The sequence below is a fragment of the Zavarzinia marina genome, from assembly GCF_021568905.1.
Classification (GTDB): Bacteria; Pseudomonadota; Alphaproteobacteria; order Zavarziniales; family Zavarziniaceae; genus Zavarzinia; species Zavarzinia marina.
Window position 1 is genome coordinate 1 of the sequence record NZ_JAKGSB010000006.1, and the last position, 25,444, is coordinate 25,444.

At 68.3% G+C, this 25,444-nt stretch carries 22 protein-coding genes; 6 read left to right on the forward strand and 16 right to left on the reverse strand.

The features are described from left to right. Positions 1–398 precede the first annotated feature (398 nt). From L2U69_RS19295 to L2U69_RS15340, 4 genes are all read left to right on the forward strand, one after another. Entirely contained in the window at positions 399–1,928 is a 1,530-nt protein-coding gene (locus L2U69_RS19295) for a M23 family metallopeptidase (RefSeq protein WP_236108006.1), read from the forward strand. Between the two features lie 93 nt (positions 1,929–2,021). Beyond that, on the forward strand, positions 2,022–2,711 hold the full coding sequence (locus L2U69_RS15330; RefSeq protein WP_236108007.1) for an FkbM family methyltransferase: 690 nt from the start codon (positions 2,022–2,024) through the stop codon (positions 2,709–2,711). 74 nt (positions 2,712–2,785) lie between these two features. Further along, entirely contained in the window at positions 2,786–3,349 is a 564-nt protein-coding gene (locus L2U69_RS15335; RefSeq protein ID WP_236108008.1) for a TetR/AcrR family transcriptional regulator, read from the forward strand. 71 nt (positions 3,350–3,420) lie between these two features. Continuing rightward, on the forward strand, positions 3,421–4,746 hold the full coding sequence (locus L2U69_RS15340) for an SCP2 sterol-binding domain-containing protein (protein WP_236108009.1): 1,326 nt from the start codon (positions 3,421–3,423) through the stop codon (positions 4,744–4,746). Positions 4,747–4,813: 67 nt separating this feature from the next. Here the strand turns inward: L2U69_RS15340 and clpB are convergent, their stop codons facing one another. Next, positions 4,814–7,459: an ATP-dependent chaperone ClpB gene (clpB, locus tag L2U69_RS15345; protein ID WP_236108010.1), complete on the reverse strand. Its 2,646-nt coding sequence runs from the start codon at positions 7,457–7,459 to the stop codon at positions 4,814–4,816. A 108-nt stretch (positions 7,460–7,567) separates the two neighbouring features. Continuing rightward, complete coding sequence (locus L2U69_RS15350) at positions 7,568–8,806, reverse strand: DUF2254 domain-containing protein (RefSeq protein ID WP_236108011.1); 1,239 nt, start codon at positions 8,804–8,806, stop codon at positions 7,568–7,570. 142 nt (positions 8,807–8,948) lie between these two features. On the opposite strand from L2U69_RS15350, the gene L2U69_RS15355 reads away from it, so the two are divergent. Continuing rightward, a complete protein-coding gene (locus tag L2U69_RS15355; protein WP_236108012.1) occupies positions 8,949–9,830 on the forward strand; it encodes a sulfotransferase family protein in 882 nt (293 codons plus the stop codon). A 71-nt stretch (positions 9,831–9,901) separates the two neighbouring features. Here the strand turns inward: L2U69_RS15355 and L2U69_RS15360 are convergent, their stop codons facing one another. From L2U69_RS15360 to L2U69_RS15400, 9 genes are all read right to left on the reverse strand, one after another. After that, positions 9,902–10,330, reverse strand: a complete 429-nt coding sequence (locus L2U69_RS15360) for a DUF4167 domain-containing protein (protein ID WP_236108013.1) — start codon at positions 10,328–10,330, stop codon at positions 9,902–9,904. 258 nt (positions 10,331–10,588) lie between these two features. Next, on the reverse strand, positions 10,589–11,443 hold the full coding sequence (gene prmC / locus L2U69_RS15365) for a peptide chain release factor N(5)-glutamine methyltransferase (protein ID WP_236108014.1): 855 nt from the start codon (positions 11,441–11,443) through the stop codon (positions 10,589–10,591). 124 nt (positions 11,444–11,567) lie between these two features. After that, a complete protein-coding gene (prfA, locus tag L2U69_RS15370; RefSeq protein ID WP_236108015.1) occupies positions 11,568–12,650 on the reverse strand; it encodes a peptide chain release factor 1 in 1,083 nt (360 codons plus the stop codon). Position 12,651: 1 nt separating this feature from the next. Beyond that, complete coding sequence (gene hisS / locus L2U69_RS15375; RefSeq protein WP_236108016.1) at positions 12,652–13,896, reverse strand: histidine--tRNA ligase; 1,245 nt, start codon at positions 13,894–13,896, stop codon at positions 12,652–12,654. A gap of 79 nt (positions 13,897–13,975) precedes the next feature. Next, complete coding sequence (ispG, locus tag L2U69_RS15380) at positions 13,976–15,100, reverse strand: flavodoxin-dependent (E)-4-hydroxy-3-methylbut-2-enyl-diphosphate synthase (protein ID WP_236108017.1); 1,125 nt, start codon at positions 15,098–15,100, stop codon at positions 13,976–13,978. A gap of 43 nt (positions 15,101–15,143) precedes the next feature. Next, positions 15,144–16,169: a helix-turn-helix domain-containing protein gene (locus tag L2U69_RS15385; protein WP_236108018.1), complete on the reverse strand. Its 1,026-nt coding sequence runs from the start codon at positions 16,167–16,169 to the stop codon at positions 15,144–15,146. A 249-nt stretch (positions 16,170–16,418) separates the two neighbouring features. After that, on the reverse strand, positions 16,419–18,683 hold the full coding sequence (gene ptsP, locus L2U69_RS15390) for a phosphoenolpyruvate--protein phosphotransferase (RefSeq protein ID WP_236108019.1): 2,265 nt from the start codon (positions 18,681–18,683) through the stop codon (positions 16,419–16,421). After that, a complete protein-coding gene (locus L2U69_RS15395; RefSeq protein ID WP_236108020.1) occupies positions 18,683–19,750 on the reverse strand; it encodes an NAD(P)H-dependent flavin oxidoreductase in 1,068 nt (355 codons plus the stop codon). The genes ptsP and L2U69_RS15395 overlap by 1 nt, the downstream gene beginning before the upstream one ends. Before the next feature lie 36 nt (positions 19,751–19,786). Next, entirely contained in the window at positions 19,787–21,010 is a 1,224-nt protein-coding gene (locus tag L2U69_RS15400) for an aspartate kinase (RefSeq protein WP_236108021.1), read from the reverse strand. Between the two features lie 147 nt (positions 21,011–21,157). Between L2U69_RS15400 and ubiG the strand changes: the two genes are divergently transcribed. Beyond that, the gene (gene ubiG / locus L2U69_RS15405; RefSeq protein ID WP_236108022.1) at positions 21,158–21,910 is read left to right on the forward strand and encodes a bifunctional 2-polyprenyl-6-hydroxyphenol methylase/3-demethylubiquinol 3-O-methyltransferase UbiG; all 753 of its coding nucleotides are present in this window, start codon (positions 21,158–21,160) and stop codon (positions 21,908–21,910) included. Between the two features lie 10 nt (positions 21,911–21,920). Here the strand turns inward: ubiG and L2U69_RS15410 are convergent, their stop codons facing one another. The 5 genes from L2U69_RS15410 to L2U69_RS15430 all read right to left on the reverse strand — a co-directional run bounded on the left by L2U69_RS15410 (position 21,921) and on the right by L2U69_RS15430 (position 25,409). Further along, entirely contained in the window at positions 21,921–22,844 is a 924-nt protein-coding gene (locus tag L2U69_RS15410) for a glutathione S-transferase family protein (protein WP_236108023.1), read from the reverse strand. A 147-nt stretch (positions 22,845–22,991) separates the two neighbouring features. Next, positions 22,992–23,414: a DUF1178 family protein gene (locus L2U69_RS15415; RefSeq protein WP_236108024.1), complete on the reverse strand. Its 423-nt coding sequence runs from the start codon at positions 23,412–23,414 to the stop codon at positions 22,992–22,994. 56 nt (positions 23,415–23,470) lie between these two features. Continuing rightward, entirely contained in the window at positions 23,471–24,292 is an 822-nt protein-coding gene (locus L2U69_RS15420) for a carbon-nitrogen hydrolase family protein (protein WP_236108025.1), read from the reverse strand. Between the two features lie 20 nt (positions 24,293–24,312). Further along, the gene (gene grxC, locus L2U69_RS15425; protein ID WP_236108026.1) at positions 24,313–24,573 is read right to left on the reverse strand and encodes a glutaredoxin 3; all 261 of its coding nucleotides are present in this window, start codon (positions 24,571–24,573) and stop codon (positions 24,313–24,315) included. A gap of 74 nt (positions 24,574–24,647) precedes the next feature. After that, the gene (locus L2U69_RS15430) at positions 24,648–25,409 is read right to left on the reverse strand and encodes a ComF family protein (RefSeq protein ID WP_236108027.1); all 762 of its coding nucleotides are present in this window, start codon (positions 25,407–25,409) and stop codon (positions 24,648–24,650) included. Positions 25,410–25,444 lie beyond the last annotated feature (35 nt).

The window sequence follows — 25,444 nt, forward strand, 5'->3', positions numbered from 1 at the left end:
GTCAAGACGTTTTTTCCAGAAATCTTCCAGAACCAACACCCGGACTGTGACCCAGGACGTTACCGCCCCAAACCACAGGGCCGCAGCTTCTACAAGCCACAAACCCTACCGTCAACCCCAGTCCCTCTTCGCGCCTCAACAGCGGATCAAAACCAAGACCAACAGCCCGCCAGACAAATCCAACTCAAGGCCACCGCCCGGCGAGGCGCGGTTTGTAGGACGACTCATATGGGGTGCGCAAGAGCTTTTTTGAAGATCCGGTGACGATTTCCCGCGCGGCGCATTTACCATAGCGGCGCCCTTCGGGTTGACGCCGCGCGCCTTCGATATGAAGGTGCCTCGGGGCAGGTATTTTCGCCCTTATTCAAGTGATTCCCTTCCCTTAGAGGCCGCGCTCCGTGTCTGCCAAAAAGCCCCCGTTCGTAGGCGACAAGTTCAACCGGCGGACGGAAGCCGTACCCAATCCCCTGCTGCGCACCATCGTCAGCCATTCGCTGCCGCCGCGGGCGCGGACACCGGTCGGGCGCCTGGTGGCATCCGTGGCACTGGCCGCCGCGATCGGCCTCGGCGCCGGTTTCGCCGTCGGCGGCTTCTTCGGCAACGACGGTGACGACGATCTGGTCGCGGTGACGGAAGACCAATTGCCCGAGCGCCCCGCCCTCGCCCTGGTCGGTCCCGCGGACGAGGACGCGGTCGACAATGTCGTGCTGCCCGCCCCCATGGCCGACCCTGAGGTCGAGCCGCCGGAGCCCGAGGACATCGCCGGCAGCGAGATGGAGCAGGAACTGGTCTCCGTCACCCAGGGCGATACCTTGACCTCCATCCTGACCGGTGCCGGCCTGTCGCGCCGCGAAGCCTATGACACGGTCGAGGCGCTGCGGCCGCTGTTCAATCCGCGCGACCTGCGCGTCGGCCAGGAATTGAGCCTGTCGCTGATGCCGCCCGCAGAAGGTGAGGACTCGGAAGCGCCGCGCCTCGCCGAACTCGCCTTCGATACGGACGTCGACCGCCGCATCCGCCTGACCCGGGGCACCGACGGCGCCCTGAGCGCGGCCGAGGAGCGGACGGAACTGACCGCCGTGCCGACGCGGATCGCCGCCACCATCGACGACAGTCTCTTCGCCTCCGCCAGCCGGGCGGGCGTGCCGGCCTCGGTGACGACCGAACTGATCCGCATGTTCTCCTATGACATCGACTTCCAGCGCGACATCCACGCTGGCGACAGATTCGAACTGCTGGTGGAGCGCCTGCAGGATCCGGACGGCCGCACCCTGAAATGGGGCGAGATCCTCTATGCGAGGATGACGCTGCGCGACGACAACACGCCGATCTACCGCTATACGCCGAGCGACGACGGCATTCCCGATTATTTCAACGCCAAGGGCGAAAGCGTGCGCAAGGCGCTGCTGCGCACGCCGATCGACGGGGCGCGCATATCGTCGGGCTTCGGCATGCGCCGCCATCCCGTGCTCGGCTATTCGAAGATGCACAAGGGCATCGATTTCGCCGCCCCGCGCGGCACGCCGATCTATGCGGCGGGCGACGGCACCATCGCCAAGATCGGCCGTGCCGGCTCCTACGGCAATTACATCAGGGTGAAGCACAGCGGCAAATATGCGACCGCCTATGCCCATCTTTCGCGCTTCGCCAAGGGCCTGAAGCCGGGCAGCCGGGTGCGCCAGGGCCAGACCATCGGCTATGTCGGCACCACCGGACGCTCGACCGGGCCGCATCTGCATTACGAGATCCTGGCGGACGGCAAGCAGGTCAATCCGAAAGGTGTCCGCTTCCAGTCCGGCCGCACCCTCGGCGGCAAGGAACTGGCCGCCTTCAAGAGGCGCCGGACCGAGATCGACCGCCTGCTGGACAGCCTGCCGGTGCTGACCGCCTGGGTCGACCCCGTGGTCCAGGCGGACAACGAGCCCTGAACGACGGCGCCGCCGATCCGGCAAGAGGCTTCTGTCGGACGCCGGGCTGCGCTATAGGCTTCGCCACAGCCACGAAACGGAATTCAGACCCTCATGTTCACGCGGATCTATCTCTGGGGCCGGTCGCTCCGCATTCGCCATACCCGCCGCCGCCGGGGCGACCGCGAATATGATCTGCTGCCCATGCTGGTGAAGCCGGGGATGGTCGCCATCGACGTTGGCGCCAACCGGGGCGTCTACACGATCCCCCTCGCCGCCCGCGCCAGCCGCGTCATCGCCTATGAGCCGAGCCCCTGGATCGCCGACTATCTGGCGCGCGGCATGCCCGCCAATGTCGAGGTGCGCCAGGCCGCCGTCTCGGATGCGCCGGGCGAGGTGACCCTGCGGGTGCCCGTCCGCGCCGACGGCTCGCTGGCCCACAATCAGGGCTCGATCGAACGCTACGACGATGCCGGCACGAGGGCCGCGCAGGTGAAATGCGTGCGCCTGGACGACGAAGGCATCGGCCCCTGCGGCTTCATCAAGATCGATGCCGAGGATCACGAGATTCCGGTGGTGCGGGGCGCCCGCGAGATCATCCTGCGGGACCGGCCCAACATGCTGATCGAGGTTCTGGGCTTCGCCGACAACCCGCGCTGGGCACCGCTCCACGCCGAACTGAAGGCGCTCGGCTATGAAGCCTATGTGCTGCACAATGGCGCGCTCGAACTGGCCACCAAGGCCGCCGTGGCCAAGAGCGGCAACGTCGGCCTGAACCTGGTCTGCCTGCCCGTTTCGTCCTGATCCGGCTTCCCGTCTCATCGCTTGATCGCGGCCTCATTTTTATATTATAATCTTAATATAAAGATGAGGCCATCATGCGCTATGCCGCCGACCACAAGGACCGCTCGCGGGAGAAGATTCTGGATGCCGCCGCCCATCTGCTGCGGCAGAAGGGGATCGACGGTGTCGGCCTGTCAGCGATCATGGCGCGCGCCGGCCTGACCAACGGCGCCTTCTATGCCCATTTCCCGTCCCGCGACGCCCTGGTGGCCGACGCCCTCGATGCCGCCCTCGACTTCACCATCGGGCGCCTGCGCCGCCATGCCGAGGGCTTTCCGCCCGAGGCGCGGCTGCGTGCCGTGGTCGCAGCCTATCTGAGCCCGCAGCACTGCCGCGCGCCGGAAGACGGCTGTACCTTCGCCGCGCTCGGCAGCGACCTCGCCCGCCTGCCGCCCGAGACCCGGGCGCGGCTGCACCTGCAATACGACCGCATGCGCGCCCTGCTGGCGGAGGGATTGGCGGCCCTGGGCCGCCCGCCGGCCGATGCCGGCACCATGCTCGCCACCATGATCGGCACCCTCACCCTGGCCCGTCTGGCGCCGGACGAGACCGCCGCCCGCGCCCAGCTCGACAACGCCATCGAATACCTCCTGGCCTGACTCGCAGCGGCCGGACGGACGGCCTTTCGCCACGCCTTATTAAATTAAGATCATAATACAAAGGAGCCGCCATGAACCGCGACCATCCGACGATCCTGCGCATGGCCGGGCGCACGCCCCCCGCCCCCTCGCCGCCCCGGGACCAGGACTGGTTCCATGCCCTCGCCCTCGAGGCGGGCGCCGACGACGCGGCCGCCCTCTCGATCGACAATCCGGCCCTGGACGGGCAGCGCGCGGATATCCTGCGCTGCTTTCCAGGGACGCGCGTGGTGCTGTCGCTGGTCTGCCGCATGAACGAGGCGCCGGTGCGCTCCGCCGTCCGCTCCATCGCCAATGCCGAATTCCACGAAGGCTATGACGCGGTGAACGCGGCGGCGCGGCGGATCGTGCGCCGCCTCGGCGAGATCGGCATCGATGCCCTGAACACGGTCGCGGCCTTTCCGATGGAGGTGCAGGATTTCCCGGGCAAGACCTGGGCCGTCTCCCACAAGCCGATCGCCGAGGCGGCGGGTCTCGGCCGCATGGGCCTGCACCGCAACCTGATCCATCCGCGTTTCGGCAATTTCGTCCTGCTCGGCACCGTGCTGATCGACGCCGCCCTGACGGAGGAAGCCCGCCCCCTCGACTATAATCCCTGCCTGTCGTGCAATCTCTGCGTCGCGGCCTGCCCGGTCGGGGCGATCGGGCCCGACGGCGATTTCAATTTCACCGCCTGCTACACCCACAACTACCGGGACTTTCTCGGCGGCTTCAAGAGCTGGGTCGACGACATCGCCGACGCCCGCGACGCCGCCGATTACGAGCGGCGCGTCGCCCCGGCCGAGACCGTCTCCATGTGGCAGAGCCTCGCCTACAAGCCCGGCTACAAGGCGGCCTATTGCCTGTCGGTCTGCCCGGCAGGGGAAGAGGTCATCGGCCCCTATCTCGACGACCGGCGCGGCTTCATCGAGCGCGTCGCCCATCCGCTTCGCGATCGGGCGGAAACCGTCTATGTCACCGACCGGTCGGATGCCCAGGAATGGGTCGCCCGGCGGTTCCCGGCCAAGACCGCCAAGGTGGTGCGCGCCGGCGTGAAGCCCGGCTCCATCCGCGCATTCCTGTTCGGGCTGACCCTGGGGTTCCAGTGGCGAAAGGCCAAGGGCATCGACGCCTGCTGGCATTTCCGCTTCACGGGCCGCGAGGCGGCGGAAGCGACGGTGCGTATCGAAGGGGCGAAGCTGAAGGTCACCCCCGGCCTGCGCGGCACGCCCGGCCTGAGGATCGAGGCGGACAGCGACGCCTGGCTCGCCATCGTCGCGGGCAGGCTGAAGCCCTGGCGCGCGGTCGTCGGCGGCAAGCTGCGCCTGAAGGGCGACCGACGCCTGATGGCGACGTTCCGGCGCTGCTTCCCGCGCTGAAAAAAAGCGGGGCGCCCGCTGGGGGCGCCCCTTCTCGTCGGGTCCCTTCTCGTCGGGCCCAGTCTATTCAGGCATTGCCTTCGAGGCTGGACATGAAGGCTGCGGGCTTCGGCTTCAGGATGTCCGCGTCGATGTCGACCTCGCGGCCGTTGATCACCAGCTTGCCGGCTTCGGCCGAGACCTTCACCGTATCGCCCTCGGCGATCTCGCCTTCGAGGATCAGTTCGGCCAGCGGGTTCTGCAGATTGCGCTGGATCACCCGCTTCAGCGGACGGGCACCATAGACCGGGTCGTAACCCGCCTCGCCCAGCCATTCCTTGGCGGCCTGGTCCAGTTCCATGGCGATCTTGCGTTCCGCCAGCAGCTTCCGCAGGCGGCCGAGCTGGATCTCGACGATGCCCGTCATCTCGCCCCGGCCCAGCCGGTTGAAGAGGACGATTTCGTCCAGCCGGTTCAGGAATTCCGGCCGGAACGCGGCCCGGACCGCGCCCATCACCATGTCCCGCGTGCGGCCCGGATTGGCTTCCGCATCCTCGGACGCCAGGAATTCGCCGCCCAGGTTCGATGTCAGGATGATCACCGTGTTGCGGAAGTCGACCGTGCGGCCCTGACCGTCGGTGAGACGCCCGTCGTCCAGCACCTGAAGGAGCACGTTGAAGACATCCGGGTGCGCCTTCTCGACCTCGTCGAACAGGATCACCTGATAGGGCCGGCGGCGAACCGCCTCGGTCAGGACGCCGCCTTCCTCGTAGCCGACATAGCCCGGAGGCGCGCCGATCAGGCGGGAGACCGCATGCTTCTCCATGAATTCCGACATGTCGATGCGCACCATGGCGCTGTCGTCGTCGAACAGGAATTCCGCCAGCGCCTTGGTCAGCTCGGTCTTGCCGACACCGGTCGGGCCGAGGAACAGGAAGGAGCCGATGGGACGCGAGGCATCCTGCAGGCCGGCGCGCGCCCGGCGCACCGCGTTGGAGACGGCCGAGACCGCTTCCGGCTGGCCGACCACGCGGCTGGCCAGGAGCTGTTCCATGCGCAGCAGCTTCTCGCGCTCGCCCGACAGCATCTTGTCGACGGGAATGCCGGTCCAGCGCGAGACGACGGCGGCGATATCCTCTTCCGTCACCGCTTCGCGGGCATTGTCGGCCTCCGCCGCGCCTTGCGCTTCCTCGAGCTTCCGGGTCAGGTCCGGGATCACGCCATAGGCGAGTTCGCCGGCACGGGCCAGGTTACCCTTGCGCTGCGCCTGCTCCAGTTCCGAGCGCGCCGCGTCGAGCTGTTCGGTCAACTTCTGCTGTGACGACAGCTTGTCCTTCTCGGCCCGCCATTTCGCGGTCATCTCGGCCGATTCCTGCTCCAGTTCGGCCAGATCCTTCTCGAGCTTGACCAGGCGTTCCTTGGACGCCTTGTCGTCTTCCTTCTTCAGGGCTTCGCGCTCGATCTGCATCTGCATGATCTTGCGATCCAGCTCGTCCAGGGCCTCTGGCTTGGAATCGACTTCCATGCGCAGCCGGCTCGCCGCCTCGTCGACCAGATCGATCGCCTTGTCGGGCAGGAAGCGGTCGGTGATGTAGCGGTTCGACAGGCTGGCGGCCGCCACCAGGGCGACGTCGGAAATGCGCACACCGTGGTGGAGTTCGTATTTCTCCTTCAGGCCGCGCAGGATGGAGATCGTGTCCTCCACCGTCGGCTCGTCGACGAAGACGGGCTGGAAGCGCCGCGCCAGCGCCGCGTCCTTCTCGACGTGCTTACGATACTCATCGAGGGTGGTCGCGCCCACGCAATGCAGCTCGCCGCGCGCCAGCGCCGGCTTCAGCAGGTTGGAGGCATCCATCGCGCCGTCGGTCTTGCCGGCGCCGACCAGGGTGTGCATCTCGTCGATGAACATGATGACGTCGCCGGCCGCCGTGATCTCGTTCAGGACCGCCTTCAGGCGTTCCTCGAATTCACCGCGATATTTGGCACCCGCCACCATGGCCCCGAGGTCGAGGGACATGAGCTGCTTGTGCTTCAGGGATTCGGGCACGTCGCCGTTGACGATGCGAAGCGCCAGGCCCTCCGCGATCGCGGTCTTGCCGACGCCGGGCTCGCCGATCAGCACGGGATTGTTCTTGGTCCGGCGCGAGAGTACCTGGATGGTGCGGCGGATCTCCTCGTCGCGGCCGATCACCGGGTCGAGCTTGCCGTCGCGCGCCGCCGCCGTCAGGTCGCGGGCGTATTTCTTCAGGGCGTCATAGCTGTCCTCGGCGGACGCGCTGTCGGCCGTGCGGCCCTTGCGCAGGTCGTCGATCGCCTTGGAGAGCGCCTGGGGCGTGACGCCGGCCTTCTTGAACACCTCGGCCGCCGGCGTGCCCGCCGCCATGACGAGGGCAAGGAGGAGCCGTTCGGCGGTGACGAAACTGTCGCCCGCCTTCTTCGCCACCTGTTCGGCGGCATCGAAGAGGCGCGCCGTCTCCGGCGCCAGATAGAGCTGGCCGGCGCCCTGGCCTTCCACCTTGGGCATCTTGGCGAGTTCGGCCTCGATCCCGGCCAGCGCCGCCTCGGGCTTGCCGCCCGCCGCCTTGATCAGCGACGCGGCGAGACCCTGCTCGTCGTCGAGCAATACCTTGGCCAGATGTTCGGGCGTGAAGCGCTGATGCCCGCTGCGCAGCGCCAGACCCTGGGCCGACTGCACGAAGCCCCGCGCCCGTTCGGTGTATTTCTCGAAATCCATCCCGGATCCCCTTGCACATTCCAGGCGGATGTCGGGTCCGCCCTCCTTGGACACCCATATGGTGTTGCCATCGTGCAACACAAGAGGGTGGCGCGTCCTTGAGAAAGCTCAAGGTTCGGCGTAGATGCGTTCGGCCCGGAGACGGCGGCGGTCGCCCTGGAACGGCAGGGCCGCCAGCGCCCGCTCCATCGATTCCTCGGCCAGCCGGTTGGCGGCGGCGGCGAAATCCTCGTCCCCGATCGAGGCCAGCGCGCGGAGCGCCTTCTGCAGCTTGATCGCGACCTCGACCATGGCCGCGCCGTCGCGGGCGATGGGGCCGAAGGCATCGTCGAACATGTCCTCGGGCGTGATCAGGGGGACATGCAGGCGCGGCCTGGTGACTTCGGCGGGCTCTATCTTCGCGACGGTCCTCAGGACCCGGACCAGGGTACCGACGACGTCGATCGCCGTGCCCGGATCATTGACCGCCGGCGACAGCGCCCGGGACGCGATCTCGGTCAGCACGACGAGGCCGAAGCGCGGATCCTGGTCGAAGGAGCGCGAATCGCCGACGGTGAAGCAGCGCGCCACGCGCTGAGCCAGGGCATCCTCCACCTCGGGCGAGACGATATGGGCGACGGGCCGGCCCGGCACGCAGAAGGCGCCGGTGCGCGCGGCGACATGGATATGAACGCGGTGCTCCTCCGCGATGGCGGCGAGGGCGGCGAGGTCGATGTGCTGGACATGGCCGACGGCAAGGGCCGGTACGGCGCGGGCCGGCGCCTGCAGCCCCCGGTCGACATTGCAGCCGTAGAGGGGATCGGCGGCGTAATTGGCCATGGTGCGCGCCGCCACGGCCTCCACCCGGTCGATCACCTCGCCGAGACGGCCGAGGCGGGTGAGCTGATTGATCCACCGCAGCAGGGTGATGACGACGAGGCCGATCATCGACAGCGTGGCGATGAAGAGCACCAACTGCCCGCCGTCGCCATAGATGTCGGCATTGAGGCCGATCAGGCCGACGAGGCTGAACAGGAAGGCGCCCAGAAAGGTGGAGAGCGCCGACTGCGCCGCCGCGTCCTCCATCAGCAGGTTCGCCGCCCGGGGCGTCGCGCTGCCCGCCGCCGCCGATGTCGCCGAAACCATGATACCGAGGGAGAAGGTGGTCACCGCCAGCATGCTGGAGGCCATGATCGAGAGAATCGCCCCCACGGCCTCGGTGCCGACGTTGCGCGTCACCTCCTCCGGGATGAAGGGATCGGCCAGCAGCGCCATCAGCGCCGTCAGGATGCCGGCCAGGCCATAGAGAGAGGCCCTGAACCAGAGCCGCCGCGCGATTCGCGCCAGCAGCCACGACCATCGTTCCACGCCCAATGCCTCCCCGCCGCCTCTCGAAGCGACATTGTTCGCATTCCCGGGCGGCATCGACAATGGCCGCCGGGTTTTGCCGGTGGACGCGGCGGCCGTTGCTTGGCAGGTTGCAGGGCAGCAAATGGCAAGCGAGCAGGGAATGACGGCCGACCTCATCTGCATCGGCGCGCAGAAGGCGGGGACCACCTGGCTGCATCGGATGCTGCTCGGGCATCCGGCGGTATTCGCGCCGGTGTTCAAGGAAATCCATTATTTCGACAGTCTCCACGTGCCGAGCGAGGCGAGCTTCCACGCCCGCCGGGCGGCCAATGCCGCTCGGCGCCTCGAACAGGAGATCCGGCCCAGCCGGCTGCACGAATTCGGCCTGACCGTGGTGACGCGGGTCCTGCGCCACCGGACGGCGCGGCGCACGGTCGAGGAACTGGAATTCGCCGCCGCCATGAAGGGCGTCACGGTCGACGACGACTGGTATCGCGGCCTTTTCGCGGGGGCGCGGGCCGGCCAGCGGCGGATGGACTTCACCACCTCCTACGCCCCCCTGCCCGAGGCCGGCATCGAACATATACTGAGACTATGCCCCGACGCCCAGGTGCTCTATCTGCTGCGCCACCCGGTGGCGCGGGCGATCAGCCACGCCCGCATGCAGGTGATCCGCAACGGCCTGCCGCGGACGGCGGAGTCGGTCGGCCATTTCGTCGATCACGAGCGGGTGCGCCGCCACGAGGATTACCCGGGCATCATTCGGCGCTGGCAGGCGATATGGCCGGCCGGGCGTTTCCACCTGCTGTCCTACGAGGATATCGCGTCGCGCCCTCTCGGCCTGCTTGCCGACGTCTGCGGCATCGCCGGCATCGGTTTCGAGCCGCGCTGTTTCAAGGATTACCGCGACACGGTGTACCAGGGTCCCGGTATCCCGGTGGACGATGCCACGCGCCGGAAACTGGCGGCCCGCTATCGCCCCCTGATCCTCGAAATGAAACGGGATTTTCCGCAGGTCGCGTCCCACTGGGCGCCGGACTGAACCACGACGCCGGCCGAAAGGGGCGCCGGCCACAAGGGGCAGGCGGCGAGAGCCGCCCGCCGCCCCCGGGATCAGGACGACAGGCGTTCGGCCTCGGCCGAGAAGTCGTCGTTGTTCTCGTCCGCATCGTCGCCGGCGCTGGCCAGGCTCAGATCGAAGGGCGGCATGTCGGGCTGGGCGCCCTGGCCGGGAATGCCGCTGCCATTCTGCTGATTCTGCTGGCCGTTGCCGCGCGACGGCGTGACCAGATTGTTCGCCAGCATCAGGCGGTAGTAATGCTCGGCGTGCTGCAGGTAATTCTCGGCGGCGACGCGATCACCGGCCGACTGCGCATCGCGCGCCAACTGCTGATACTTCTCGTAGATATGATTGGCCGTACCCCGAACCTTCACGTCGGGACCGTTCGAATCGTAGGTCCGATTGGGGCCGTGGGACGTTTTGCGCCCGCCGTTGCTCTGGCGGCCGCCGCGCGGGCGCTTGCTGTGCTGTCCTGATCTCATGGACGATGGCTACTTTCGCTCAATTCCATCTGGAATGCGGGGCGAGCGTCTAGAGCGGCGCCATCTCGACAGAGTCGAAACGCGCGGCAGGCACGACGCCGGGATGATCGGAGAGATTGCCAGCCCATCCTCTCGCGGCATTTCCGCCGCACAATCTCTAGCCATGAAACTAGCGGCGCAGGCGCGGATTTCCAAGGTTTTTTTGGCGCTTGCGGCATTTGCGACCAAGGTCTTACGGGGGTATAGCGCCACCGCGGCCTAGGCGCGTCCGACGACGGCGCGCGCGATGCCGGCCAGATCAGCGCGCTGGGCGACGGGGCCGAAGCCCGCATCGGTCATCAGACGGGCGACAGCATCGGCCTGGCCGATGCCGACCTCGAAGGCGATCACGGCGCCGGGGGCCGCCACCGCCCCGACCGAAGCGACGATGGCGCGATAGGCGTCGAGCCCGTCACCCCCCGGGGTCAGGGCCATGCGCGGCTCGAACAGCCGGACCTCGGGCGCCAGGCGGGCGACGTCGGCCTCGGGAATATAGGGCGGGTTCGAGACGATGACGTCGAACGGCCCCGACAGCCCCGCCGTCCAGTCGCCCTCGACGATGCGCGCCCGGGGCGCGAGCCCCAGCGCCGCCATGTTCTCGCGGGCGACGGCGACGGCCGCCGCGGAACGGTCGACGCCGACACCGCTGGCCGCCGGGCACTCGCTGAGCAGGGCGGCCAGGATACAGCCCGTGCCGGTGCCGAGGTCGAGAATGCGGAGCGGCTTCCAGCGCCGCAGCCCGATGACGGCGAGAACCGCCTCCACCAGGGTTTCGGTGTCCGGGCGGGGGTCGAGCGTATCGGCCGTGACCTTGAATTCGAGGCTCCAGAATTCCCGCCGGCCGAGGATCTGGGCCATGGGCCGGCGCCCCGCCCGCTCCGCCGCCAGGGCCAGGATCGCCTCGGCCTTGCCCGGTTCGACCGGATCGTCGCCATGGGCGATCAGCCCCGCCCGATCGAGACCGAGACCATGGGCGACGATCAGTTCGGCATCGCGGCGCGGGCCTTCGACCCCCGCCATGCGCAACCGCGATGCCGCCTCGTTCACCAGGTCCTTGATCGTCGGGGCGGTCATGGTGTTTTCAGCCCGTCGTCCCGGCGCAGGCCGGGACCTTTGGCAGAAAAGGGCGCTCCTGCGGAGGAAGATCCCGGCCTTCGCCGGGATGACGAGAGGAGAAGGGAGCGCAGCGCCCCATGGCCTAGCCCTGCCCGTCCAGTTCCGCGAGGCGGGCCGCCTCGTCGGCGGCGATCAGAGGATCGATCACCTCGTCCAGCGCATCGCCGGCGATCACCTTGTCGATCTTGTAGAGGGTCAGGTTGATGCGGTGATCGGTCACGCGCCCCTGCGGAAAATTATAGGTGCGGATCCGCTCGGACCGGTCGCCGGAGCCGACCTGGCCCTTGCGATTGGCCGCGCGTTCCGCATCCGCCTTCTCGCGCTCCATTTCGAAGAGGCGGGCGCGCAGCACCTTCATGGCCTTGGCCTTGTTCTTGTGCTGGCTCTTCTCGTCCTGCTGCTGCACCACGATGCCGGTCGGCAGATGGGTGATGCGCACGGCCGAATCCGTCGTGTTCACCGACTGGCCGCCGGGCCCTGACGAACGGAAGACGTCGATGCGCAGGTCCTTCTCGTCGATGGCGACGTCCACCTCCTCCGCTTCGGGCAGCACGGCGACGGTCGCGGCGGAAGTATGGATGCGCCCCCCCGCCTCGGTCTCGGGCACGCGCTGGACCCGGTGCACGCCGGATTCGAACTTGAGGCGCGCGAAGACGCCGGCCCCGGCGATGGAGGCGATCACCTCCTTGTAGCCGCCGTGTTCGGCTTCCGATTCCGACATCAGCTCGACCCGCCAGCCGCGAAGGGCGGCATAGCGCGTGTACATGCCGAAGAGGTCGCGGGCGAAGAGCGCCGCCTCCTCGCCCCCGGTGCCGGCGCGGATCTCGAGAATGGCGGAGCGTTCGTCGGCGGCGTCCTTGGGCAGCAGCGCGATGGCGACGGCGCGTTCGAGTGCCGGCAGTTCTTCCGCCAGGTCGTCGCGCTCCGCCCGTGCCATCTCGCGCATCTCGGCATCGGCCGAGGCATCCCCGGCCAGGGCCTCGAGATCGGCGAATTCGGCGCGCTTCGCCCGGAAATCGCGGATCGCCGCGACCACGCCGTCCAGTTCCGCCAATTCGCGCGAAGCCTTGGTGAAGGCGCCAGCGGCAAGCTGGCCGGAGGCGAGTTCGGCCCCCAGCGCCTCATGGCGCAGCAGGATGCGGTCGAGTTGGTCGTCGCGGATCATGTCAGCGGTAGGCCGCCAGCGCCGTCTCCAGCGCATCCAACGCCACGGCGCTTTCCTCCCGCGTGTCGAGGTCGCGGCATTTCACCGTGCCCGCCGCCAGTTCGTCATCGCCCAGCATCAGGGCGACGCGGGCACCGGCCTTGGCGGCCCGTTCCAGGCGCTTGCCGACATTGCCGCGATAGCCCTGCTCGACCGTGAAGCCGGCCTTGCGCAGGCGATGCGCGATCGCCAGCGCCGGCACTTCCGCGGCCGGCCCGATCGGCACCACGGCGATGGCGCGGGCCGGCAGGGGCGGCGTGTCGATCATCATGGCCAGACGCTCGATACCGGCGGCGAAGCCGATGCCGGCGGTCTGCGGCCCGCCCATCAGGGCGATCAGCCCGTCATAGCGCCCGCCGCCCAGCACCGTGCCCTGGGCGCCGAGATCCGTCGTCACGAATTCCCAGGCGGTGTGGCTGTAGTAGTCGAGGCCGCGCACCAGCCGCTCGTCGATCGTATAGGCGATGCCGAGCGCGTCGAGGCCGGCACGGACCCTGGCGAAGAAATCGCGCGAGATCTCGTTCATATAGTCGTGCATGCGCGGCGCGCCGGCCACGATCTCGCGGTCGCCCGCATCCTTCGAATCCAGGATGCGCATCGGGTTGCGGTCGAGGCGCTTCACGCTGTCTTCCGAGAGGCGATCCTTGAAACCGGAGAAATAGTCGATCAGGGCCTGGCGATAGGCGCTTCGGCTCTCGGCGTCGCCCAGGGTGTTGAGATGCAGCTCGACCCGCTCGGCCAGGCCCAGTTCGGCCAGGAAATCGGCACCCAGCGCCAGCACCTCGATGTCGGCCTGGGGCTCGGGCACGCCCAGCACCTCGACGTCGACCTGGTGGAACTGGCGCATGCGGCCCTTCTGCGGGCGCTCGTAGCGGAACATCGGGCCGTGACCGCAGAGCTTCAGCGGCAGATCCTTGGCAAGCCCGCCCGAGATGAAGGCGCGCGCGATGCCGGCGGTCATTTCGGGACGCAGCGTCAGCGACTCGCCACCCCGGTCGGTGAAGGTATAGGTCTCCTTCGAGACGACGTCCGAGGTCTCGCCCAGGGTGCGGTGGAAGACTTCGGAGAATTCGAAGATCGGCGTCGAGATATCCTGAAAGCCATAGCGATAGGCCACCGACTTGAAGGTGGCGACGATATGGGCATGGCGCCGCGCGTCCTCGCCGAGAAGGTCGTGCGTTCCGCGAACGGGCTGCAGGGCTGCCATTTTCGTACCTCGATGATGCCACGTGAGAGGGCCACGGCAGGCTATGCCCCGCCATGGCGCATGAATCCAGAATGAATTGCTATTCGGCCGCTTCGGCGCCGGTCGTCTTCGCGGCCTCGATCTCGGCCGCGCGTTTCTCGACCAGTTCGACCACATGGTCGATCATGCGGCCGTCGTCGATCTTGTGGTCGGTCAGGCCGTTCACATAGACCATGTGGTTGCCGTTGCCGCCGCCGGTGACGCCGATCATGGTCTCCCGCGCCTCGCCTGGGCCGTTGACGACGCAGCCGATGATCGAGAGCGTGATCGGGGTCGAGATATGGGCGAGGCGCTGCTCCAGGATCTCCACGGTCTTGATGACCTGGAAGGCCTGGCGCGCGCAGGACGGGCAGGAGACGATGGAGACGCCCCGGTGCCGCAGCCCGAGGCCCTTCAGGATCTCGAAGCCGACCTTCACCTCCTCGACCGGCTCGGCCGAGAGGGAGACGCGGATCGTGTCGCCGATGCCGGCCCAGAGCAACGAGCCGATGCCGATCGAGGATTTGACGGTGCCGGTGATCATGCCGCCCGCCTCGGTCACGCCGAGGTGCAGGGGATAATCACAGGCTTCCGACAGGCCCTGATAGGCGGCGACCGCCAGGAAGACGTCGGATGCCTTCACGCTGATCTTGAATTCGGTGAAGTCATTGTCTTCGAGGATGCGGGCGTGATTGAGCGCGGATTCGACCATCGCCTCGGGACAGGGCTCGCCGTAGCGCTCCAGCAGTTCGCGCTCCAGGCTGCCGGCATTGACGCCGATCCGCATGGAGCAGCCGTGATCCTTGGCCGCCTTCACGACTTCCTTCACCCGCGCGGCCGAGCCGATGTTGCCCGGATTGATGCGCAGGCACGCCGCGCCCGCCTCCGCCGCCTCGATGGCGCGCTTGTAGTGGAAGTGGATGTCGGCGACGACCGGCACCTGCACGGCCTGGACGATGTGCTTCAGCGCCGCCGTCGCATCCTCGTCGGGGCAGGACACGCGGACGATGTCGACGCCCGCCGCCTCGGCGGCGCGGATCTGGGCGATGGTGCCCTCGATATCGGCCGTGACCGTATTGGTCATGGTCTGCACCGAGATCGGAGCATCGCCGCCGACGGGCACGGAGCCCACCATGATCTGCCGCGACTTGCGGCGCTGGATCTGGCGATAGGCGCGGAGCGTCATGATCTGATCCGATGTCGTCCGGTCGTCGGTCTTCCGGGCGGCGTCAGGCCGGAGGCCGCGCCGCGCCGTTCAGCAGCTTCTCGGGATCGAGGGGTACGTTCCGGCGCACCTGCCCGGCCTCGCCCAGGAAGCCCATGGACTGGCCGTCGACCAGGATCTCGACGGCGCCGGCATTGCCGGTCACCAGCACCGCATCCTCGCGCGCCGGCACGGTATAGGAATCGCCGGCCCGCAGGATCTTGGTGAAGATCACTTCCTGCCCGGCGCCCATGATCTGGACCCAGGCCGGCGCGGTGGCGCGGATGATCACCCGGCCCTCGCCCGAAACCGGCGGCGCGGTCGTCGGCTGCGTCGGATCCGCCGACGCGGTCACCTCGGGCGACGGGGCGGGTTCGGACGACGGCGTCACCACATCCGTCGGGGCGGGCGCGGGCGTCGCCCCCGGCGGCGCGGGCACGACGCGCGGCAGCGCCCCGGGCACCGCCGGCGCGCCGGGCTCGACCGTCAGGGCGGACGTCGGCAGTTCCGGTTCGTGCGGCGCCATTTCGCGCGGGGGCTGGGCGGCCTGGGCCGAGCGGGGATCGGGCACCGCCGGCGCGGGCGGCGGCGCGAAGGACGGTTCGGCCGCGCTCTGCTCGTCGAGTTCGGCGGGCACCGGCGGCACCACTTCCGCCGTCAGCGTGTCGGAACGCGAGAAATAGTAGTAGCCGCCGTAGATGACCACGGCGAGCACGACCGAGAGCGCCAGCACCCGGCCGGTCGGGAATTTGGCTTCCTGCACCGGCGCCGGAAAGACCAGCGGCCGTTCCTCGGGTTCGCGGTTCAGTTCGGCCTTGAAGGCGGCGACCACGGCGTCCGCATCCAGCCCCAGGTAATGGGCATAGGAGCGCAGATAGCCGAGGGCATAGGTCAGCCCGGCGGTACCGTCGGTACTGCCGCGCTCGAGCGTGTCGAGGTGTGACGCCTTGATGCGCAGCGCGGCGCCGACCTCGGCCGTGGTCCGGCCATAGGAAAGGCGCGCATCGCGCAGATAGGTGCCGACGCCGTCGTAAACCGTGTAGTCGTCCACCGCCGCCGCATAGTTTTGCGGTTCTTCGGGCGGAACTTCATGTGGCGATCGTTTGCCCAGTGCCATCGAAACTCTCGCAACGCCTCGGGTAGTACATCTCTACGGTCCGCCGCCTCGACGGATCCGAAAACAGCAAGCGGAGGCATCTACATTTCCGAGAAATGCTGTCGCCACCATAAGAAGGTCCGCCGGTCAACGCAACTCGGTTAATCCCCCGATTCCAGGGGCTTGGCGGGCCGTTCGCGCGGCTCAGACGCGAACACCATGATCGCGGGCAAAGCTTTCGATCTTGCCACGCAGGGTTCTGTCCGGCCCGTCGATCAGCCGCGCGATATAGGCCCGCAGTTCGCCGACGTCGAGCCCCCGCAGCATAGCCTTCACCGGCCCGATCGACACGGCATTCATCGAGATCGAGCGAAAACCGAGGCCGATCAAGGCCATGGCTTCCAGCGGCCGGCCCGCCATCTCGCCGCAGAGGGAGACCGGCACGCCCGCCGCCTCGCAGGCCGCGCAGATGTCGCGCAGCAGCTTCAGGGCGGCCGGTGCCAGCAGATCATAGCGCCCCGCGACCTTGGGATTGCCCCGATCGGCCGCGAAGAAGAACTGCAGCAGATCGTTGGAGCCGATCGAAATGAAGTCGACCAGCGGCAGCAGGGCCTGAAGCTGATAGGCGAGCGCCGGCACCTCCAGCATGGTGCCGACGCGGATCGCCTTCGGCAGGGCGCGGCCGAGTCGTTCCAGGCGCCGACACTCCTTTTCCAGGATCTGACGCGCCTGGCGGAATTCGGCGACGTCCGCGACCATGGGGAACATGATGTAGAGCGTGCGCCCGGCGCCCGCCATGAGCAGCGCGCGAAGCTGATAGCGCAGCAGGGCCGGGCGATCGAGCACGAGGCGGATCGCCCGCCAGCCGAGCGCCGGATTCTCCTCGCGGTGGGCGCCCAGATAGGGCAGCACCTTGTCGCCCCCGACGTCGAGGGTGCGGAAGATCACCGGCAGGTCCCCCGCCGCGTCGAGGACGTTGCCATAGAGTTCGATCTGTTGCTGCAGCCGCGGCATGGTCGAGGCGACCATGAACTGCAGTTCGGTGCGGAACAGGCCGATGCCGTCCGCCCCGGTCTCGTCCAGATGGGGCAGGTCGACCGTCAGGCCCGCGTTCATGTAGAGCTTCACCGCGACGCCGTCCTTCGAGACGGCGGGCATGTTGCGGTACTGGGCATATTCCGCGCGCTGCTCGGTCCGGATGCGCAGGTTCTCGAGGAAGGCGGCGGCGACCTCGGGCGTCGGGCGGAAGATCACCTGGCCGGTGTCGCCGTCGGCGACCACCATGTCGCCCGGCTCCACGCGCTCCAGCACGCGGTCGCAGCCGCCGACGACAGGGATGCCGAGGCCCCGCGCGACGATCGCGACATGGCTGGTGGGCGAGCCTTCCTCCAGCACCACCGCCTTCACCCGCGAACGGTCGTAGTCCAGGAGTTCGGCGGGGCCCATGGTGCGGGCGACCAGGATCGCCTCTTCCGGCAGTTCGTCACCGGCGGCTGTCTCGGTCTTGCCGGCCAGATGGCGCAGCAGGCGGTTGGCCAGATCTTCCAGATCCGACAGGCGTTCGCGCAGATAGGGATCGGTGATCGTGCCCATGCGGGCGCGGGTTTCCATCTGCACCCGTTCGACGCCCGCCTCGGCGGTCAGGCCCGATTTGATCGCCTCCTCGATCTTGTCGCGCCAGCCCCGGTCGTGGGCGAACATGCGATAGGCTTCGAGGATGTCGCGGTGCTCGCCCGCCAGCACGTCCTGTTCGTCCAGCATGGCGTCGATGCGCCGCCGCAGGCTCGACATGGCGAGATTCAGGCGGTTCAGCTCGGCCTGGGGATCCTCCGCGATCAGGCGCTCGATGGCGACGCGGGGCTCGTGCAGCACGGCTTCGCCGAGCGCCAGACCTTCCGCGAGACCGACGCCGTCATAGGTATAGGGTTCGCGCCGGCGCGCCTCGCTCTCGGAAAATTCGGCGGGATCGACCAGATCGCCCTGCCCCACCAGCTCGGCGAGGACCATGGCGATGGTCTGCATCGCGTCGATCTCGTCCTCGTCGTATTCGCGCATGGTGCGGTTCTGCACCACGAGGACGCCGGCGACGCGGCCGAGGCGGATGATCGGCACGCCCATCAGGGAGTGATAGATCTCTTCGCCGGTCTCCGGCAGATAGGCGAATTTGGGATGGGCCTGGGCGTCGGGCAGGCTGAGGGGCGTCGCCGTGTCGGCGATGGTGCCGACCAGGCCCTCCCCCACCTTCAGGGTCGCCTTGTGCACCGCCTCGGGATTCAGGCCCTCGGTGGCGAAGAGTTCCAGCCGCCGCCCGGCGCGCACCAGATAGATGGAGCACACGTCCGCGACCATATTGGCCGCGATGTTGCGAACGATGCGGTCGAGGCGGTCCTGGGCCGTCCCCGGCCCCGCCATGACTTCACGCAGGCGCCGAAGGAGGACACGGGGGCCGCCGACAGCGCCCGGCATCATCACACCCTCGAAACCATGGGTTCGGCCACGGCCTGAGGGGCGTAGCGATGTTCGAGGGCCGCCGCCGCCTGATCCAGCAGTTCGGCGAAGATTTCCGCCATCGGCTGCTCGCGCGTGACCATGCCGACGGACTGCCCCGCCATCAGCGAGCCGTTCTCCACGTCGCCATCGATCACGGCACGGCGCAGCGCGCCGGCCCAGAAGTGCTCGATCTCCAGCATCGCCGCATCCTTGTCGATCTCGCCCGCATTGAAACGGGCGACGACTTCCGCCTGGGTCTCCATGAAGCGGCGCGTGCCCTGATTCTGCAAGGCGCGAACCGGGATCACGGGGAATCTCGGGTCGAGCTGGACCGAGGGAATGGCGTCCCGCGCCGCACCTCGGATGAAGGCCTTCTTGAAATTGGCATGCGCGATCGATTCGGTCGCGCAGACGAAGCGGGTGCCGAGCTGGACGCCCGAGGCGCCGAGCTCGAGATACATGGCGATCGCCTCGCCCCGGCCGATGCCGCCGGCGACGAAGACCGGGACCTCGCGGATCACCGGCAGGATCTCCTGGGCCAGCACGGCGGTGGAAACCGGGCCGATGTGGCCGCCCGCCTCCATGCCCTCGATCACCAGGGCGTCGACGCCCGAGCGGACGAACTTCTTGGCCAGCGCCAGCGCCGGCGCGAAGCAGACGACCTTGGCGCCCGAGGCCTTCACCTTGTCGATGGCCCCCTTGGGCGGCAGGCCGCCCGCCAGCACGACGTGGCCGACCCTGGCCGCGATGCAGACGTCGATCAGCTCGTCGAGTTGGGGATGCATGGTGATCAGATTGACGCCGAAGGGCTTGGCGGTCAGGCCCTGGGTGCCCGCGATCTCGGCTTCCAGCAGGGCCGGCGTCATGGCGCCGCAGGCGAGAACGCCGAAGCCGCCGGCATTGGACAGCGCCGCCACCAGATGGCGTTCCGAAACCCAGGACATGGCGCCGCCCATGATGGCGGTCTCCGTGCCGAGGAAGTCGCGGCCCCGCTGCCACAGAAGATCCAGAACCTCGCGGCCCCTGGCCGTCACGCTGCCGGTCATCGAGCTCTACCTTTCGAAATTGCCGAGCGCCGCCGCTCAGGCCGCGCTGTCGAGCCCGTAGGCGGTGTGCAGGGCGCGGACCGCCAGTTCCGTATATTCGGCGGCGACCAGCACGCTGATCTTGATCTCCGAGGTCGAGATGACCTGGATGTTGATGCCCTTCTGGGCCAGGGTCTCGAACATCAGGCGCGCGATGCCCGCGTGGCTGCGCATGCCGACGCCGATGACCGAGATCTTGGCGACATTGCCGTCGGCATGGATGCTCTCGAAACCGATGGCGGCGCGATGGTCGTCCAGCACCTTCTGGGCGAGCGCGAGGTCGCTCTTGCCGACGGTGAAGGTGACGTCGGTGGTGGAACCGTCGTCCGAGACGTTCTGCACGATCATGTCGACGTTGACGTTGGCATCGGCCAGCGGCCCGAAGACGGCGGCGGCGACGCCCGGCCGGTCCGAGACCTTGACCACGGTCACCTTGGCCTCGTCGCGGCTGTAGGCGATGCCCGAGATGAGTTCCTGTTCCACGATTTCGTCCTCGTCAACAACCAGGGTGCCGGGCTTGTCCTCGAAGCTGGAGAGGACCTGGACCCGGACGCGATGCTTCATCGCCATCTCGACGGACCGGATCTGCAGCACCTTGGCGCCGACCGACGCCATCTCCAGCATTTCCTCGTAGGTGATCCTATCGAGCTTGCGCGCCCGTTCAACAATGCGGGGATCGGTCGTATAGACGCCGTCCACATCGGTATAGATGTCGCAGCGATCCGCCTTCATGGCGGCGGCGAGCGCCACCGCCGAGGTGTCGGAGCCGCCACGGCCCAGCGTCGCGATGCGCCGGTCGGGGCCGATGCCCTGGAAACCGGCGACCACCGCCACCTGGCCTTCCTTCATCCGGCGTTCGATCTCGGCGGTGTCGATGCCCATGATCCGCGCCGCGCCATGGGCCCCGTCGGTTTCGAGCGGAATCTGCCAGCCGAGCCACGACCGCGCCGAAACGCCGAGTTCCTGCAGCGCCATCGACAGCAGGCCGGCGGTCACCTGTTCGCCCGACGCGACCACGGCGTCATATTCGCGGGCGTCGTGCAGGGGCGCGATCTCGCGGCAGAAGCCGACCAGCTTGTTGGTCTCGCCCGACATGGCAGAGACGACGACGGCGACTTCATTGCCGGCGTCGACGACGGCTTTCACACGGCGCGCGACGTTCTGAATGCGCTCGACGGTGCCGACGGACGTGCCGCCGAATTTCAGGACCAGGCGGGCCATGCGCGTGGTACTCCAGATGATTCCAGGCAAATTCCCGGCCTGAGGCACTGGCCGGGCGTAAAAGGCGCGTATACATATCCCCGGTGCCAACGACTGGCAAGGCGGCGCTCCGGCGCGGGCCTCGAGTCGCCAAGAGAGGATAACGTCATGGCAGGCGAAAATGCGGCGCGCACCACCATCGACCCGGGCGAAGTGGCTCAATTCGCGGCGATCGCGGCGGAATGGTGGGATCCGAACGGCAAGTTCAAGCCCCTGCACAAGTTCAATCCGACGCGCCTGACCTTCCTGCGCGAGCGTCTCGGCGCCCATTTCGGCCTGCCCGAGTCGGCGGCGAAACCCTTTGCCGGCCTTCGCTTCCTCGACATCGGCTGCGGCGGCGGCCTGCTGTCGGAACCCATGGCCCGCCTCGGCGCCACGGTCGTCGGGGCCGACGCGGCGGAAGAGAACGTGAAGACCGCCGCCGTCCATGCCGAGCAATCGGGCCTCGACATCGACTATCGCCACACCAGCGCCGAAGCCCTGGCCCAGGCAGGCGAGCGGTTCGACGTGGTTCTGAACATGGAAGTGGTCGAGCATGTCGCCGACCTGAACCTCTTCATGGCCGCCTGTGCCGCCATGGTGAAGCCGGGCGGCATGATGGTCACCGCCACCCTGAACCGCACCATGAAGGCTTTCGCGCTCGCCATCGTCGGCGCCGAATATGTCCTCGGCTGGCTGCCGCGCGGGACCCACAAATTCCAGAAATTCGTCAAGCCCAGCGAACTCGCCGCCACCATCCGCCCGACCGGCCTCGAGATCCGGGAGGTCGCCGGCGTCACCTATAACCCCCTGGCGGACCAGTGGCGCGTCGGCGGGGACGTCGACGTCAACTACATGATGGTCTCGACCCGACCGGCCTGACGCCCCGGCTTCACCCCGGCATCAGGCTGTAGCCCTCTTTCGGGAAATGTACGTGCAGGACGCCCAGGGACTTGTGTTCGCGGCGGATGATCCAGCGTGTCGCCGTCGAGCCGGCCAGGGTGCCCTTGGTGGCGTCGCGGGCATAGTCGGTCGGGGCGATCGCGACCGTCTTGCCGGCCCGGGCATCCTCGGCCGCGCCTTCGGGCAGCGGGCGGGGCGTCGCCGATCCGGCGATCGCGCGGGCACGGGCGGGGTCGATGTCATGGCGCTCGCCATCGCCCAGGGCCTTGATGCGGTTCATCCAGGCGGTGACCTTCGGGAATTGTCGGACCAGTCTGGAGCCGCCCAGATCGCGCATGAACCAGAGGCTGTGATAGGCGGCGAAATCGGCGTGGCTCGCCTCTTCACCGAATAGATAGGGCCCACCTTCGCCCAGCCGCGTCTCGGCATCGGCGAGATGGGCCTCGATCCGTGCGCGGGCCGCCTTCGGCCCCGGCATGGGCTGGTTCGAGGTCCGGGCGATATTGACCCGGTCCAGGATCAGCCGTCCGGCATCGAAGGGCGTCACCAGGGAAAGCCCGTTGACCAGCAGCCGCCAGCCGCCGGCCATCACCATGCAGGCGATGAAGACGTCCGAATCGACCGTCCGGCAATAGGCGGCGATCTCGTCGCCGCAGGCTTCGACGGCCAGCCGGGGCCTGCCCGACGCCTCGGCGATCTCGGCGGCGATCACCCTGGTATCGCAGAAGACGTCGGCGCCGGTCTGGGCGATCGGCACCCGGCGATAGCCGCCCGCCAGATCCGCCAGCAGCGGCCGGGGCGGCACCGGCCGCGTCTTCGCCGAAGCCCAGGGCATGCCGGCATAGCCGAGCATGGCCCGGATCTTCTCCGAGAAGGGCGACATGGCGTAGTGGTGCAGGATGAGATCGGTCATGGGCGTCCACTCGGTACCGGGGGTCTGGGTCGGCCGACACGTTCCCCCGATGCGCGCGCGAAAAGCAATGCCGGCGCGCACCGCTTCCAGCCGGAGTCCGCTAAATTGGGATGATCTTGAACGTGACCGGTCGTCTGGCCGCCGCCCTCAGGCGTCGTCGCGCTCGATCCAGGGCAGGCGGGCGACGGGGACACCCTCCTCGTCCAGGGCCTTGGCTTCCTCGGCCGTGGTCTCGCCATAGATGGCGCGGGCTTCGGTCTCGCCGTAATGGATCTTGCGGGCTTCCTCGGCGAATCTGTCGCCGACGTTCTCGCAATTGCTCTCCACCGCCTTCCGCAGGTCGCGCAGCGCCTGGCGCATTTCGGCCCGTTGCTCGGCCGCCTTCACCGCCTTGTCGCGGCTGACCCCGGTCGCCACCCGCGTCGCCTGGGGCCCGCGCGTGACCTCGGTCGCGCCGCAGGTGGGGCACGCGACCTTGCCCTGGCGGGCCTGTTTCTCGAAGGTGGCGCTGTCCTTGAACCACGCCTCGAAGACATGGCCGGCCGAACAGCCGAGGTCATAGACGATCATGATGAATGATCATGTGACGTTTGCGCGACACTTTGGCAAGGGCAATCGGCCCCGCCTCAAGGTCCGGCGAAGACGCGGTCGTGCTGGAGGGCCGGGATGCGGCCGCGGGCGGCCTTGACGGCGTCGAGGTCGAGGTCGGCGGTGATGATGCCCACGTCCGTGCCGCCGTCGGCCAGGACATGGCCCCAGGGATCGACGATCAGGGAATGGCCATAGGTCTGGCGGCCGTCCTCATGGGTGCCGGTCTGGCCCGGCGCGATGACGAAACAGGCGGTTTCGATCGCCCGGGCGCGCAGCAGGATGTGCCAATGCGCCTCCCCCGTGACGCGGGTGAAGGCGGCGGGCACCGCCAGGATCTCCGCCCCGGCCTGGGCGAGACGGCGGTAGAGGGCGGCGAAGCGAAGATCGTAGCAGATGGAGAGGCCGAGCATCGCACCCTCGACCGGCACCACCACCGCACTCTCGCCGGGGCGATAGGCGTTGCTTTCGCGAAAGCTCTCGCCCTGGGGCAGGTCGACGTCGAACATGTGGATCTTGTCGTAGCGCGCCTCGATCGCGCCGTCCGGGCCGATCAGGAACCCCCGGTTGGCGAGGCGCGCGTCCCCGATGTCGATCGGCAGCGAGCCGATCAGCAGATGCGCGCCCAGTTCGGCCGCCAGGGCGCGAAAGGCGGCGAGCGCGATATCCTCGTCCTCGGTCCGGACCTTGGGGCGCATCTCGCGCCGGTTGCGCTCCATCAGCGAGGTCATCTCGGGCGTCGCGATCAGGCGCGCGCCCTTGGCCGCCGCTTCGCGGATCAGGGCCGAGGCGACGGCGATATTGGCGGGCACGTCGCGCCCGGCCGTGATCTGCACACAGGCGACGCGAAGAGACGACATGGCAGGCTCCGGCCGAAGGATCAGGATGCGGTCAGCAGACTATCCAGCTTGCCCGCCCGATCAAGGGCATAGAGATCGTCGCAGCCGCCGACATGGGTGTCGCCGATGAAGATCTGCGGCACGGTGCGGCGCCCGCCGGCCATGGCCGTCATCTCTTTGCGCTTGGCATTGTCCATGGTGACGTCGATCTCGGTGAAGCCGACGCCCTTCTCCTGGAGGAGATATTTCGCCCGGTGGCAATAGGGGCAGAATTGGGTGGTGAAGATGGTGACGTCGGCCACGGTCTGGTTTCTCCGGCTTGATCTCGTCCCTATAACGTGGTGCAGCGCAGCAAGAAGCTCAAGCCCCATCGCCGTCATGACCCGTCCGCGTCCCGCACGACCCGGGCCACGGTCAGCACGTCGACACGGGCGGCGCCCGCGGCCAGCAGGGCGCGGCAGCAGGCATCCGCCGTCGCCCCGGTGGTGAAGACGTCGTCGATCAGCACCAGATGGCGCCCGGCGATCCGGCCGCGCGCCCGTTCCGGCACGACGAAGGCCCGGGCCACGTTGCGCATCCGCGCCAGCCGTCCGAGGCGCCCCTGGGCCGGCGTCGCCCGCGCGCGGGAAAGCGCGCCGTGCAGCACCGGCACATCCGCCAGCCCGCCCAGATGACGGGCCAATTCGGCCGACTGATTGTAGCGTCGGCGCAACCTTCGCCGCCAGTGAAGCGGCACGGGCACCAGGAAATCCGCCCCCGCCAGACAGTCCCCGCCCGCCTGGGCCAGCAGCCGCGCCAGGCTGGGGGCGAGGTCCAGCCGGTCGGCATGCTTGAAGCGCAACAGAAGATCGCGGATCGACCCGCCATAGCGCGCCACCGCCCGCGCCCGGGTGAAGCGCGGCGGATGGGCGATGCAGGCACCACAGCGCGTGCCCGGCGGTACCGGCAGTTCGAACGGCAGGCCGCAGCAATCGCAGCAGGGCGCCGAGATGAACCCCACCTCGGGCCAGCACGACGGACAGAGCCGGCCCGGCGCATCGACCGGCGCATCACAGGCGAGACAGGACGCGGGCAGCAGGAAATCCAGCACCCGGCCCCCGCCCCGTCGCCACAAGGACGAAAGTCCCCGTCCGGCCATGAGATCTCCCCCTCGCGATCCGGGTCTCATCATGC

Coding starts and splice junctions, on each gene's coding strand:
- L2U69_RS15330 (WP_236108007.1), top strand. CDS start 2,022: ATGTTCACGCGGATCTATCTCTGGGGCCGGTCGCTCCGCATTCGCCAT.
- L2U69_RS15335 (WP_236108008.1), top strand. CDS start 2,786: ATGCGCTATGCCGCCGACCACAAGGACCGCTCGCGGGAGAAGATTCTG.
- L2U69_RS15340 (WP_236108009.1), top strand. CDS start 3,421: ATGAACCGCGACCATCCGACGATCCTGCGCATGGCCGGGCGCACGCCC.
- clpB (WP_236108010.1), bottom strand. CDS start 7,459: ATGGATTTCGAGAAATACACCGAACGGGCGCGGGGCTTCGTGCAGTCG.
- L2U69_RS15355 (WP_236108012.1), top strand. CDS start 8,949: ATGACGGCCGACCTCATCTGCATCGGCGCGCAGAAGGCGGGGACCACC.
- L2U69_RS15360 (WP_236108013.1), bottom strand. CDS start 10,330: ATGAGATCAGGACAGCACAGCAAGCGCCCGCGCGGCGGCCGCCAGAGC.
- prmC (WP_236108014.1), bottom strand. CDS start 11,443: ATGACCGCCCCGACGATCAAGGACCTGGTGAACGAGGCGGCATCGCGG.
- prfA (WP_236108015.1), bottom strand. CDS start 12,650: ATGATCCGCGACGACCAACTCGACCGCATCCTGCTGCGCCATGAGGCG.
- hisS (WP_236108016.1), bottom strand. CDS start 13,896: ATGGCAGCCCTGCAGCCCGTTCGCGGAACGCACGACCTTCTCGGCGAG.
- ispG (WP_236108017.1), bottom strand. CDS start 15,100: ATGACGCTCCGCGCCTATCGCCAGATCCAGCGCCGCAAGTCGCGGCAG.
- ptsP (WP_236108019.1), bottom strand. CDS start 18,683: ATGATGCCGGGCGCTGTCGGCGGCCCCCGTGTCCTCCTTCGGCGCCTG.
- L2U69_RS15395 (WP_236108020.1), bottom strand. CDS start 19,750: ATGACCGGCAGCGTGACGGCCAGGGGCCGCGAGGTTCTGGATCTTCTG.
- L2U69_RS15400 (WP_236108021.1), bottom strand. CDS start 21,010: ATGGCCCGCCTGGTCCTGAAATTCGGCGGCACGTCCGTCGGCACCGTC.
- ubiG (WP_236108022.1), top strand. CDS start 21,158: ATGGCAGGCGAAAATGCGGCGCGCACCACCATCGACCCGGGCGAAGTG.
- L2U69_RS15410 (WP_236108023.1), bottom strand. CDS start 22,844: ATGACCGATCTCATCCTGCACCACTACGCCATGTCGCCCTTCTCGGAG.
- L2U69_RS15415 (WP_236108024.1), bottom strand. CDS start 23,414: ATGATCGTCTATGACCTCGGCTGTTCGGCCGGCCATGTCTTCGAGGCG.
- L2U69_RS15420 (WP_236108025.1), bottom strand. CDS start 24,292: ATGTCGTCTCTTCGCGTCGCCTGTGTGCAGATCACGGCCGGGCGCGAC.
- L2U69_RS15430 (WP_236108027.1), bottom strand. CDS start 25,409: ATGGCCGGACGGGGACTTTCGTCCTTGTGGCGACGGGGCGGGGGCCGG.